This window comes from Bacillus sp. CCB-MMP212 (genome assembly GCF_022748145.1).
GTDB lineage: Bacteria > Bacillota > Bacilli > Bacillales > Bacillaceae_G > Bacillus_A > Bacillus_A cereus.
Map to the genome: position 1 here is coordinate 128,437 of NZ_JALDQE010000011.1, position 12,637 is coordinate 141,073.

Below are 12,637 nucleotides of genomic sequence, written 5' to 3' on the forward strand. Positions count from 1 at the left end.
TTGCTCCTTAATCTAGAGTATCAACCCATCGATATCCGACTCCGTAAACAGTTTTTAAATGGTGATCAATAGGGAAATTTGCTTTTCGCAATTTATCACGTAAATTACGAATATGTGAATCGACTGTGCGATCTTCTGTATTTGTGTTTAACCCCCAAATTCGTTCGATGAGCTGATCACGGTTTAATACGTAGTTCACATGGCGTAAAAATAATCCGAGTAAAGAAAATTCAATTGGTGTGAGAAGGAGTTCTTCATTATGGACAGAAACGAAGTGTTTTGTTTCATCCCATACAATACCGTGATATTGGATTTGTTTATGTTCATTTGTACGTCTTAAAACGGCTTCAATTCTTGCGAAAAGTTCTTCTTCATGGAAAGGTTTCGTTACGTAATCATCGGCTCCAAGTTTTAATCCTTGAACGACATCTACTGTTTGATCACGAGCTGTAACCATAATAATAGGAATGTTACTAAAAGATCGGATTTTTTTGCACGTTTCCCATCCGTCCATCTTTGGCATCATAATATCGAGTAAAACAAATTTAAAGTTTCGATTTTCTATATGTAAAATAGCCTCTTCTCCTGAAGTCGCACATACGCAGTTATATCCAATTGGGGTAAGATAAAGCGTTAATAATTCAAGCATTCTCGGTTCATCGTCTACGAGCAGTATATCAATCATAGAGAGCCCTCCATATTTATAATCGTTACTTAAAGTGTAATGCAAAATCATGAAGAAATGGTGCAGATTATGATGTGTCTGCATAATTTCTTCAGAATTGCTTGTTATTGTGGAGTTGAAATTACATTTTAGGTAATCATATTGGCTCAAAAATGATTAATACGGAGGCGGTATAGTGAAAAAAATGACCCGGATTTTTGGGATAACAATAATTACAGCAGTTGGTCTTGCTGCATGCGGACAAACGAATACAGACCATAAAAACCATGAATCTACAAAAGAGAAAAAAACAGAGCAAAAGGAAATGAAAATGAATCAGGAGGTAACGGCGCCAAAAGAAATGAACGAAGGGGCATCGTATGATTTATTAACGACAAGTTTAAAAAATGTGACGAGGTTAAATACAAATGATCCCCTGCAAATGGCAGTGTTAACTTCGCAAACGATATGGCCAGCAACCCATAAAGAGAACCAGCCGGGTGCTGTTATTTTAGTACCAGCAAGCGAGTGGCAATTAGGTATTGCGAGTGCAGACCTTATTCATCATCCGAATAACGGGCCGATTTTATTTATAGAAAAAGAAAAGATACCGGAAATGACGTTAAAAGAAATAAAACGATTAAATCCAATCGGAACGAAAGATGGAACACAAATTATGGTGATGGGGGATGTAGGTACTAGCGCGCTTGAACAATTAAAAGGTTATAAAGTAAAACAAATAAAAGAAACGAACCCAGCTATATTTGCGAAAGATGTTGATAAGGAGTATGCCGATATAACAGGAAGCTACCCAAATAGTGTTATTGTCGGTTCGTCTGCAGAAGAAGGACGTTTATATACAACCCCCGCTGTAAACTGGATTTCTCATATGCCGGAACCACTACTCTATACAGAAAAGAATAAAGTGCCAGAAGCGACAATAGAGGCATTAAAGATGAGAAAAGATAAAGCAAATATATATGTACTAGGACCAGAAAAAATCGTTTCAAAAGAAGTAGAAAAAGAGTTAAGCAAATACGGGAAAGTAACGCGTATTAGCGGTGAGACTCCAACAGAAAATTCTATCGCATTTGCGAAGTTTAAAGATGAAAAAACAAAATTTGGCTGGGGATTCACAAAACCTGGTCACGGTGTATCATTTGTTTCAAGCAAAACACCAGATTTAGCAGTTGCTGGGGCACCTTTTTCACATATGGGTAAACACGCACCTGTTGTATTATTAGAAGAAGGTAAAGCTTCACAACCAGTGTATGACTTCCTTGCAAGCATTCAGCCGAAGTTTAAAGATGATCCAACACTTGGACCATATAATCACGGTTTCTTATTAGGAAGTACGAGTGATATTTCATTTGAAACACAAGGAATACTAGATGAGAGGTTAGAAATTGTTCAGGAAAGTGGTCAAGGACACGGTGGACATTAATGAAATGAGAAAAGATGCTACTAAGGTAGCGTCTTTTTCTTTAGGAAACTTTTACATAGCAAAAAATCTTCTACTCGTTATATAATAGCTTTCGTGCAGTCGGCTAGATTTTCTTATGGAGAAAATCAAATTATAAAGGAGTAGAGGAGTGGTATTTTGTTTCAAACGATAAAAAATGACTGGTTTTCTAATGTGAGAGGGGACGTGTTATCAGGAATTGTCGTTGCTTTAGCATTAATCCCTGAAGCGATAGCCTTCTCTGTTATTGCAGGCGTGGATCCGACAGTTGGACTATACGCAGCCTTTTGTATTGCGGTTACCATTTCATTTGTTGGCGGAAGGACTGGAATGATTTCAGCTGCAACAGGTGCAATGGCATTATTAATGGTAACGCTTGTTAAAGATCATGGTTTGCAATATTTATTTGCTACAACAATATTAACAGGTATCGTCCAAATTATTTTTGGCGTGTTCAAACTGAGCTCATTTATGAAGTTTGTTCCGAAATCTGTTATGAGTGGTTTTTTAAATTCACTTGGAATTTTAGTTTTTACAGCGCAATTACCGCATTTTAAAAATGCAACTTGGCAAATGTATGCACTCGTTGTATTAGGACTTGCAATTATATATTTATTTCCACGTATTACAACGGTTGTACCTTCTACGCTTATTTCAATTATTATTGTGACGAGCATTGCACTTATGAGCGGATTACAGTTGAAAACAGTAGGGGATATGGGAAGCCTGCCGAAAGAATTACCGTTCTTTAGTATTCCTGATGTGCCATTTACATTAGAAACATTAGGGATTATTTTACCTTATGCAGTTATGCTTGCAATCATTGGTTTACTAGAGTCTTTATTAACAGCTTCAGTTTTAGATGATATGACGCATACAGAAAGTAATAAGCATAAAGAGGCACGCGGACAAGGGATCGCAAACATCGTTGCTGGATTTTTCGGAGGAATGGCAGGATGTGCAATGATCGGTCAATCTGTTATTAATATTAAATCAGGTGGACGAGGTCGCCTATCAACATTTGTAGCGGGCGGATTTTTAATCGTATTACTATTCGTTTTAGGCGATTATGTCGTTCATATTCCGATGGCAGCTTTAGTTGCGGTTATGATTATGGTTTCAATCGGAACGTTTGATTGGAACTCTGTAACAACGATTCATAAAGTACCAAAAGGAAACGCATTTGTTATGATCTTAACAGTTGTGATTGTCCTAATTACACATAACTTAGCATTAGGTGTAATTATCGGAACAGTAATTAGTGCGGTGTTATTTGCATTCAATATGGCAAAGATTCACGTGAAACATTTATATATTGAAAATAAGAAAATATACGAAATTCACGGTCAACTTTTCTTTGCATCCACAGCCGATTTAATAAATAATTTTTCATTTAATGAAGATGTAAAAGAAATTGAAATGAATTTTACTCATGCGCACGTATGGGATGATTCAGCGGTGGCATCAATTGATAAAGTTATCATAAAGTATGAGCAAAGTGGTGTGAAAGTAAGTATAACAGGATTAAATGAACGTAGCTCAAAACTTGTTGCAAATTTAGCTACTTATAATAAAAGAATTGCTAGTTAAAAGCCTCCTTTTTAGGAGGCTTTATTATATAATACGAGTAGGATAACGAAAAGGGGATTCAGCATATGTACAAACAAATTATATTAGCATGTGACGGTTCTGAACATGCACTTCGAGCAGCGGAACATGCAACATATATTGCGAAATGTAGCGAAGAAACAAATGTTGAAGTTGTGTACGTAGTAGATAATAGAACGGCAAAATCAGATATTATACAAGGTCAAACAGATTTAGAAACAATATCGGCTAGTCGAAAAGATAAATTAAAAGAGATTGAAGTTTTATTAAAGAAAGAGAACATATCTTATACAATTACGATATTACATGGTGATCCTGGAGATACAATTGTTCAATATGTAAATACAGGAGATATAGATCTTGTTATAGCGGGAAGCAGAGGGCTAAACACACTGCAAGAAATGGTGCTTGGTAGTGTCAGTCATAAAATAGCAAAACGAGTGAAATGTCCGGTGATGATTATAAAATGAAATAGAATGTAACTAAAGACCTTAGTATAACTGAGGTCTTTTTTATGTATAAATGACTCTTATTTGTGGAAATACTAGATATATAAGTTGAGAAGATGTTAACTTACAAATTTGTAAGTTAGTTGTTAGAGAAATCGATGTTATGAAATTTTTCCCATTGGTAAAATAAAAGTATCAAAGGGGAGATAGGGAGGATGGAAGCAATGAAATCATTTCAAAATTTGTCATATAGTCAAGGGGTAAGCTTAATTTGTCTAGGAGGATTTGCTGCATCTGTTACGTTAGCTGTTTTAATAAAGGTATTTCATCAAATCTTTTAATATTAGAGTAGGGAAGGAATTGGTTGTTATAAATAGTAAGAAAAGGATTGTAAATAAAAAATAGCTCTTAGCATGTATATGGATGCTAAGAGCTATTTTTATGATTACTTTTCTACTTCTGGCTTTTCGCTTGTTACAGTAACGTCTTTCCATTTTGAAGTAATTTGATTCACTTCAGTGTTGACATTAAAATCTTTCACGCGCTTATTAACACCTGTTAAATCGAATGTGTAATGAATTGGAATCATCGGTGCTTCGTCATGAATTAATTTTTGCCATTTATCGTATACTTCTTTACGATATTTTTCATCAGTAGCTTTTTCTGATAATCCTGCGTCTAATAACTTCGTATTTTCATCATTTACCCAGCGTTGGTAGTTGAATCCGGCATTTTTGCCCCATAGGCCAGAAAGATCAGGGTCAGAGCCAGTGTTCCAAGCACCAGAGAAAATATCAACCTTCGGATCATCTTTTTTAATCATATCACGCATAGCATTAAATTCGTGTAAGCGTCCATCAACAAGTTCTACTTTTAAGCCGATATCTTTCCAAGATTGAATATAGAATTTTGCGAGTGGTTCACTTGTTTCACTACCGTTACTAGCTAGGAAGTTAATTTTAAGTTCATTACCTTTTGGATCCTCACGGAATCCATCACCATTCTTGTCTTTATAGCCAGCTTCATCTAATAGTTTTTTCGCTTTATCTACATCTAAGTTATATGCGCCAACATTGTTATTATGGTACTTTGGCATAGATGGTGGAATTGGAGAGTTAGCTGGAACACGAAGTCCGTGATATACTTTTTCTCCTAATTTTTCTCTATCAATTGCATATGCCATCGCTTGACGTAAACGAACGTCTTTGAATTTATCGTTATCCATTACAGCTTCATTCTTTGCTTTGTCCATATGTCCGAACTTAAATCCGATATAAGTGTAAGCAAGGTCAGTTTTACCAATTAGTTGTGTGTTTTTTAATTTACTTACGTTCGGATATTGGTCAGCAGTAATTGATGCAATATCAATATCACCTTTTTTCAGAGATGCACTAACAATAGATGGATTTACAACTTTTAATGTTACATTTTTCAGCTTAGGTTTGCCACCCCAGTAATCATCAAAGCGCTCATACTCAACTGATTCACCAGGAACGATTTTCTTCACTTTAAATGGACCGAACCCGATTGGATTTTGACGGATTTTATCAGATTCAGCTAGTTTTTCAATTGGTACATCGCCTAAATATTTTTTAGGTGTAGGATATGTCCAAATACCAGTTTTCAATGAAGGGTTTACTTCTTTATAAGTAATGGAAATTGTTTTTGGATCGACTACTTTAATACCGGAAATTTTGTCAGCTTTTCCAGTGTGATATTCTTCCATACCTTCAATCATTTGCATTTGTGTGTCGTAACGGATACCTGTATATTTACTATTACCAATAATTAAGTAAGAATATTCTAAATCCTCGGCTGTTACAGGATTACCATCGTGCCATTTTACATTATCTTTAATCTTAATAGTAATTGTTTTTTTATCTTCAGAAATTGTATAAGTTGCAGCACCGTCATTTGTAATTTCCCAGTTTTTATCTGTAGCTAATAAACCTTCATCAAAGAAATCCATAATTTCTGAATCTGGAGCAACTTCATACAATACTCTACTTAAAACACCAGCGAAAGGTGAATTTGAAACGAGTCCATAAGTTAATGATCCGTCTTTAATTTCTTTACTGTCATTTTTTACAGTAGCACTAAATTTATTTGTTTCTACTTTTTTTGTGTTTGCCTTTTTACTACCGCTATCAGCACCCCCACATGCAGATAGTAATAATGTTGAAGCAGCAAGTGTACTTAATACTTTGTACAGTTTTGGTTTGTTCATAACTTCTCCACCCCTTATCCTTTTCTTTGTCTCGCATCAGCCGCACGCTTTAACGCTTGACCAATAAAATTTATACACAGCATCAGCACTAAAATCATGATTGATGCGGGTAACCAAATCCACCACTTTTCTTGCAATACATCTGGATTTGTTGCGTAACTTACAAGTGTACCAAGACTCGGTGTGCTTTCTGGTAGACCGAAGCCTAAGTAAGTTAAACTAGATTCGATCCCGATGTTACCAGCAAGATTTAATGTAATATTTACGATGATAATAGAACTTAGATTAGGTAATATTTGCTGGAAGATTATTTTCCAATTTGGTGTTCCTAACGTTTTTGATGCAGATACGTAATCAAGTTCTTTCTCAGTCAATACTTTAGAGCGTATAAGCCTTGCTTTTCCGACCCATAAGAAAGCCGTCATTATGAGAATAAAAGTTGTAATATTGAAAGTTGGAACGAGTGAGATAAACACGATAACAATCATTAAGAATGGTAAAATCATCATGAAGTCGATAAAACGCATAATGATGTTATCGACAACTCCGCCAAAATAGCCAGCAATTAGTCCCGTCGTAAGACCGATAAGGGTTGCTAAAAGAGTGATGGCTAAACCAACTGTAAAGGAGTTACGTGTACCAATAATTAATTGTCCGAAAATATCACGGCCTCCATAATCAGTTCCTAACCAATGTTCAGCAGAAGGAGGGTCATAAATAGCGAACAAATCGACTCGGACGATATCTTCTTGCTTCATAATAAATGAAGTTGCGTAAACGGCTATTAATATTAAAGCTAAAAAGAATAGAGAAAACATTGCTAGTTTATCTTTACGAAATTCTCGCCACATAATGGAGAAACCAGAGGGGCTCTTTTCGTAATGAATGACTTCAGTTTGTTTTTCAGGATTTGCTAACATAACGTTTCTTCACCTCCATTAATCAATACGAATACGTGGATCAACGATGCTTAGAATAATATCGGAAAGAAGAGTCCCGAGTAGCGTTGCGAATCCAGTAAATAATACAAGAGCAGTTACGACACTGAAATCACGTTGAGTGATAGATTGGAAAAATAGTTGTCCAATTCCTGGATAGCCGAAAATATTTTCTAGAATAATAGAGCCTCCAACTAAACCTGTAATTTCATATCCTAAAAATGCTGCAATTGGTAAAAATGAATTTCTTAAAATATGTCTGGAATATACTTTAGATTCTGGTACACCTTTTGCTTTTACTGTGCGTACAAAATCTTTATGTTTCGTATCGATAATTTCACTTCGTAAATATTGTACAGTTCCTACAGTCCCAATTAATGCCCCAGATAAAGCTGGTAAAATCATATGATTGAATTTACTTAAATAGTAATCAAATGATCCTGTTGCAACTTGTGGATCAACGCTACCACTCGTAGGGAAAATTGGATATAAAAAGCCGAATAAGAATAACATTACTAACCCGAAAATAAATAGTGGTGTACCGAATCCTAAAAAGTTATAGAGCGTAATGAGTCGATCAGCCCACGTATCATTCCAACGTCCACTTATAACTCCAAGTGGAATAGCAATTAAGTAAGTAAGAATAAGAATAAGAAGAGCTAACAGTATGGTATTGCCAAGACGTTCCCCGATAATATCTGTTACTTTTATTTTATGTGCGTAAGAAATACCGAAATCCCCTTGTACAGCATTTGAAATCCACCTTACATATTGAGTGGGAATAGGATCGTTTAAACCTAGTTTTTCACGTTGTTCTTCGAGCACTTTTGGATCGGCTTTTGGGTTTGCTAGTTCAGCGCCACTTAATGCATCACCTGGCATTGCCTTAGCCAGTGTAAAGACGAGTACGCTTAATATGAATAATTGCGGTATCATAACTAAAACCCGGCGTAATATAAATTTCCACATATTTTATCACTCCCTTAAGGTAATGCCACCCGGTGTGTTGGCGAGATTGGTTTTAAATCGTAAGCACGACCATTTTCATTGAAATAACTTTCGTATGATTTCTCATACTCAACGCTTACCTCACGACGCAATTTACGTTGTTGCTCGCGGTTTTCTGGACGAATATCAGGAATAGCTGATATTAGGCGCTTCGTATAGATGTGCTGTGGATTATTATAAATTTCAGCACTAGTTGCTTCTTCCACAATGCGTCCGCGATACATAACACCGATACGGTCACACATATGGCGAACTACACCTAAATCATGACTAATAAATAGGTATGTTAGTCCGAGTTCAGATTGTAAATCTTGCAAGAAGTTTAAAACTTGAGCTTGTACCGACACGTCAAGCGCGGATACAGGTTCATCTGCGATAATAAGCTTCGGTTTTAGTGTAAGTGCGCGTGCAATACCAATCCGCTGTCTTTGTCCACCGGAAAATTCATGTGGGTATTTATACATAGACTCAGGATTTAATCCAACTTTATCAAGATAATCTTGAACAGCTCTACGCTCTTCATCAGGTGAGAGTTTCTCAAAATTTCGAAGTGGTTCAGCGATAATATCCATAACACGTTTCTTCGGATTTAATGATGAATAGGGATCTTGGAAAATCATTTGAATATCTTTTCGTTGTTCTCTTAGTTCTGAGCGACTTAATTTTGTTAAATCTCTATTATTAAAATGAATGCTACCGCCTGTCGCTTTTGTTAAGTGCATAATTGCTTTTCCAGTTGTTGATTTGCCGCTCCCAGATTCCCCAACGATTCCGTATGTTTCGCCAGGTTGTAGTTCGAAGCTTACGCCATCAACAGCACGAACGTAATCTAATGTACGGCCGAAAACACCACCTTTAATTGGAAAGTGTACTTTTAAATCTTCTACTTTAAGCAGTGCCATGAGTTACGTCATCTCCTTTCTTATGTTGGAAATTGAAATGTTTGTAGCAAGTGCAACGTACCCAATGGTCTTGTTTTACTTCATGTAAAACGGGATTTTCTTCATGTTGATCAGGTCTAATCCATGGAATCCGTGCTTGGAATCGACAACCTGTGCGAGGTAACTTAGCTAATGTCGGTACAACGCCTTGAATAACATGTAATTTTTCTTTTTCAGCAGATGCAGACGGGATTGAATTTAATAAGGAACGAGTGTATGGATGAAGAGGATTATTAAAAATCTCTTCTACTGTTCCTGTTTCTACAACTTGTCCTGCATACATAACGACAATACGATCGGCGGTTTCGGCAACGACGCTTAAATCGTGTGTAATTAAGATGATGCCCATTTTTGTTTGTTCTTGAATGGATTTTAGTAAGTCTAATATTTGAGCTTGAATTGTTACATCTAGAGCGGTTGTTGGCTCATCTGCAATGATGAGTCCAGGCTTACAAGCAATTGCAATTGCGATAACAATTCTTTGTCTCATTCCGCCAGATAATTCGTGTGGGTATTGTTTATATGTAAGTTCTGGTTTTGGAATACCAACTTGATGAAGTAGTTCTAAGGTGCGTTCTTTCTTTTCAACTTTTGAAAGGCTTGTGTGGTAGTCTAAGTTTTCTTCGATTTGTTTTCCAACTGTCATAAGAGGATCGAGTGCTGTAAGAGGTTCTTGGAAAATCATTCCGATATTTGAACCGCGTACTTTATTTATTTCGGCGGTTGACATGCTTAGTAAGTCCTTATCTCTATAGTAAAGCTGCCCTTGTAATTTTGTATTTGCTTCATTATGCAGTCGCATAATGGAAAGGGCAAGTGCACTTTTTCCGCATCCTGACTCACCAACGATAGCAACAATTTCATTTTCATGAACAGTTAAGGATACATTATCAACTGCTGCATGATACTGATCTTGTATACGAAAGGAAGTTTGCAAGTTTTCAATACGAAGAAGTGAATTCTTCATGGCTATCCCTCCATCTTTTCTGAAAAGACTAAATATTTTGTATGTTGTTATTTTAATATAAATTGACAATGTTTGACAAGGGTAAGTTGAAAAAATATTCAAAAATCTTTTTATATAAAAGTGGAATGCAGTTGTATTAGGTGTTGAAGTAATTTGGAAGCGCTAACATATATATGAGAGGAAAATAAATCTTTTGTAAGAAAAAAGATTTATATGTAGAAAAAAGAGAGGCATTCTGGAAAGAATGGTCTCTCTTTTTTTGATAAGTATAATATTTGTACTTAAGCTTGCTTTTGTTTTGTTGATCCTGTATTTAAAGTAAGGGCAAGGAAGAACATTGCAAGTATGCAAGATGCAAGTAATAAGATAAATCCGCCATCCCATCCGAATGCATCTACGATAAAGCCCATAGCGGCGCTAGCGAAAGCAGCTCCGCCTAAGTAACCGAAGAATCCAGTTAAGCCTGCTGCAGTTCCAGCAGCTTTCTTTGGTGCTAAATCTAGAGCGTGTAGACCAATTAGCATAACCGGTCCGTAAATTAAAAATCCAATTGCGACAAGTGCGATACTATCAACCATTGGATTACCAGGAGGGTTTAACCAGTAAACAAGAACTGCGATAAATACACCAACCATAAATAAAATACCAGCAGGTGCACGACGTCCTTTAAATAGTTTATCACTCATCCATCCGCAAAGAAGTGTACCTGGAATACCAGCCCATTCATATAGAGCATAAGCAGTACGTGAGCTACTATGAGTAAAGCTTTTTTCTTCTACTAAATAAGTAGGAGCCCAGTCTACAACGCCGTAACGTACGAAATATACGAAAACGTTCGCAATAGCGATGTACCATAAAAACTTATTGTTTAGTACGTATTTAAATAAAATTTCTTTTGCCGAAAGTTCGCGTTCGCGATCTTTTATTTTCTCATCTGGTGGATATTCTCCAGTATGCTCTTCAATAGAAGGTAGTCCACAAGATTGAGGCGTATCTTTCATCGTAATTAATACATAAATACCAACTAAAATTGAAAGAATACCTGGGAAGTAAAAAATACTTTTCCAGTCATTTGCAAAGAAGTATAAGCCTAATGTTACAAGAGAAGGCATAAGCGCGCCGCCGACATTATGAGCGACGTTCCAAATAGACATTTTTGTACCACGTTCGCTAATAGAGAACCAGTGAACCATCGTACGACCACAAGGAGGCCATCCCATACCTTGTACCCATCCATTTAAAAACTGAAGTACAAACATAAGTATAATGCTCGTTGTAATGAAAGAAAATGAGCCGAAAATAATATTAATGATACCTGATAAAAATAGCCCAGCTGCTAAAAAGTAGCGAGGATTACAACGATCGGATACGATACCCATCAAGAATTTACTTAATCCGTAAGCGATAGATACTGCTGAAAGGATAACCCCAAGTTCCCCTTTACTAAAGCCTTGTTCGATTAAGTATGGCATTGCTAGTGAAAAGTTTTTTCGAACAAAGTAGTAACCTGCATAACCGATGAAGATACCTAAGAATACTTGTAAACGTAATTTACGGTATTCGCTATCAACGCGATCAGCTGGTAAGCGTTCCGCGTGGGGCGCAGGTTTAAATAATTGTGTGAAAAACATAAAATGAAAATCCTCCCCTAATTAATTCGAAGCGTTTTAAGACAGAGAATATAAAAAGGCCATGAAATATAAAAAAGTTTCCTTTTTTATGATTCATAGCCGTGTACTCCGTTTCTCCGTGACTGTCAATATTAACTTCGTCGAAAATTATACAACTTTGTGACAAAAATGTAAACGTTTTTATGAATAAAAGTATTGACGGATTTTGTTCGTGGGATTAATATTTAAATACGTTAAATATTTTATTGTTTAAATAAGAGGTGGATAACATGCCAAATGATATGACGCATATCGATAAAATTCAAGCTCTTGCCTTTTCGATTGGAAAGAAAATGCAGACGGAGTTATTAGAACAAATGCAAGCAACAGGACTTACACCACCGCAGTTTTATATTTTAAAGATTTTAGATCATTATGGGGCTTCAAGAGCGACAACATTAGCAAAAAAGATGTATGTGAAGCCTAGCGCGATTACAGTGATGATTGATCGTCTAATCGATCAAGAACTTGTAGAACGCTATCACGACAAAGATGACCGTCGTGTTGTCATCATCGAGTTAACGAAAAAGGGGAAAGCTAGAGTAGAAGAGGCAATGACAGCTCGCAATGAGCATATTGCAAAATACTTTTCACATTTAGAGTTGCAAGAAAGAGAAGATTTATTACGTCTCTTTGAGAAGTTAGAAACCATTATTTGCGGGACACAAGAGAAAAAAGAGAATAACTAAGAGGAATTGAGGAG

12 protein-coding genes are annotated in these 12,637 nt (G+C 36.2%); 5 read left to right on the top strand and 7 right to left on the bottom strand.

What is annotated here, in order from left to right; translation table 11 throughout:
- Positions 1-7: 7 nt before the first annotated feature.
- A complete protein-coding gene (locus tag MRP26_RS24720) occupies positions 8-685 on the bottom strand; it encodes a response regulator transcription factor (protein WP_053565245.1) in 678 nt (225 codons plus the stop codon).
- 175 nt (positions 686-860) lie between these two features.
- Between MRP26_RS24720 and MRP26_RS24725 the strand changes: the two genes are divergently transcribed.
- The 4 genes from MRP26_RS24725 (at position 861) to MRP26_RS24740 (ending at position 4,524) form a co-directional block, all read left to right on the top strand.
- A complete protein-coding gene (locus tag MRP26_RS24725) occupies positions 861-2,108 on the top strand; it encodes a cell wall-binding repeat-containing protein (protein ID WP_197241439.1) in 1,248 nt (415 codons plus the stop codon).
- A 156-nt stretch (positions 2,109-2,264) separates the two neighbouring features.
- Positions 2,265-3,716, top strand: coding sequence for a SulP family inorganic anion transporter (locus MRP26_RS24730; protein ID WP_242807037.1), 1,452 nt, complete (start codon positions 2,265-2,267; stop codon positions 3,714-3,716).
- Positions 3,717-3,781: 65 nt separating this feature from the next.
- Positions 3,782-4,204, top strand: coding sequence for a universal stress protein (locus MRP26_RS24735; protein WP_000278001.1), 423 nt, complete (start codon positions 3,782-3,784; stop codon positions 4,202-4,204).
- 203 nt (positions 4,205-4,407) lie between these two features.
- Positions 4,408-4,524 (top strand): DUF4027 family protein, encoded by a 117-nt coding sequence (locus MRP26_RS24740; protein WP_000834733.1) that lies wholly within the window; start codon positions 4,408-4,410, stop codon positions 4,522-4,524.
- A 104-nt stretch (positions 4,525-4,628) separates the two neighbouring features.
- On the opposite strand, the gene opp4A is transcribed toward MRP26_RS24740, so the two are convergent.
- The 6 genes from opp4A to glpT all read right to left on the bottom strand — a co-directional run bounded on the left by opp4A (position 4,629) and on the right by glpT (position 11,895).
- A complete protein-coding gene (opp4A, locus tag MRP26_RS24745) occupies positions 4,629-6,410 on the bottom strand; it encodes an oligopeptide ABC transporter substrate-binding protein (RefSeq protein WP_069354965.1) in 1,782 nt (593 codons plus the stop codon).
- A 14-nt stretch (positions 6,411-6,424) separates the two neighbouring features.
- Positions 6,425-7,330, bottom strand: a complete 906-nt coding sequence (locus MRP26_RS24750; RefSeq protein ID WP_000880730.1) for an ABC transporter permease — start codon at positions 7,328-7,330, stop codon at positions 6,425-6,427.
- 18 nt (positions 7,331-7,348) lie between these two features.
- On the bottom strand, positions 7,349-8,317 hold the full coding sequence (opp4B, locus tag MRP26_RS24755; RefSeq protein ID WP_000265452.1) for an oligopeptide ABC transporter permease: 969 nt from the start codon (positions 8,315-8,317) through the stop codon (positions 7,349-7,351).
- Between the two features lie 14 nt (positions 8,318-8,331).
- Positions 8,332-9,258, bottom strand: a complete 927-nt coding sequence (locus MRP26_RS24760; RefSeq protein WP_001196381.1) for an ABC transporter ATP-binding protein — start codon at positions 9,256-9,258, stop codon at positions 8,332-8,334.
- Entirely contained in the window at positions 9,245-10,264 is a 1,020-nt protein-coding gene (locus MRP26_RS24765) for an ABC transporter ATP-binding protein (protein WP_197241440.1), read from the bottom strand. Before MRP26_RS24765 ends, MRP26_RS24760 begins: the two co-directional genes overlap by 14 nt.
- Positions 10,265-10,545: 281 nt before the next feature.
- A complete protein-coding gene (gene glpT / locus MRP26_RS24770; protein ID WP_000466388.1) occupies positions 10,546-11,895 on the bottom strand; it encodes a glycerol-3-phosphate transporter in 1,350 nt (449 codons plus the stop codon).
- Positions 11,896-12,164: 269 nt separating this feature from the next.
- On the opposite strand from glpT, the gene MRP26_RS24775 reads away from it, so the two are divergent.
- A complete protein-coding gene (locus MRP26_RS24775) occupies positions 12,165-12,623 on the top strand; it encodes a MarR family winged helix-turn-helix transcriptional regulator (protein WP_001132365.1) in 459 nt (152 codons plus the stop codon).
- The last annotated feature ends 14 nt before the right edge of the window (positions 12,624-12,637 follow it).

What these genes read in the sequence shown, in the direction of transcription:
- MRP26_RS24720 (WP_053565245.1), bottom strand. Translation starts at nt 685, where the DNA reads ATGATTGATATACTGCTCGTAGACGATGAACCGAGAATGCTTGAATTA.
- MRP26_RS24765 (WP_197241440.1), bottom strand. Translation starts at nt 10,264, where the DNA reads ATGAAGAATTCACTTCTTCGTATTGAAAACTTGCAAACTTCCTTTCGT.
- glpT (WP_000466388.1), bottom strand. Translation starts at nt 11,895, where the DNA reads ATGTTTTTCACACAATTATTTAAACCTGCGCCCCACGCGGAACGCTTA.
- MRP26_RS24775 (WP_001132365.1), top strand. Translation starts at nt 12,165, where the DNA reads ATGCCAAATGATATGACGCATATCGATAAAATTCAAGCTCTTGCCTTT.
- MRP26_RS24750 (WP_000880730.1), bottom strand. Translation starts at nt 7,330, where the DNA reads ATGTTAGCAAATCCTGAAAAACAAACTGAAGTCATTCATTACGAAAAG.
- opp4B (WP_000265452.1), bottom strand. Translation starts at nt 8,317, where the DNA reads ATGTGGAAATTTATATTACGCCGGGTTTTAGTTATGATACCGCAATTA.
- MRP26_RS24735 (WP_000278001.1), top strand. Translation starts at nt 3,782, where the DNA reads ATGTACAAACAAATTATATTAGCATGTGACGGTTCTGAACATGCACTT.
- MRP26_RS24740 (WP_000834733.1), top strand. Translation starts at nt 4,408, where the DNA reads ATGAAATCATTTCAAAATTTGTCATATAGTCAAGGGGTAAGCTTAATT.
- opp4A (WP_069354965.1), bottom strand. Translation starts at nt 6,410, where the DNA reads ATGAACAAACCAAAACTGTACAAAGTATTAAGTACACTTGCTGCTTCA.
- MRP26_RS24760 (WP_001196381.1), bottom strand. Translation starts at nt 9,258, where the DNA reads ATGGCACTGCTTAAAGTAGAAGATTTAAAAGTACACTTTCCAATTAAA.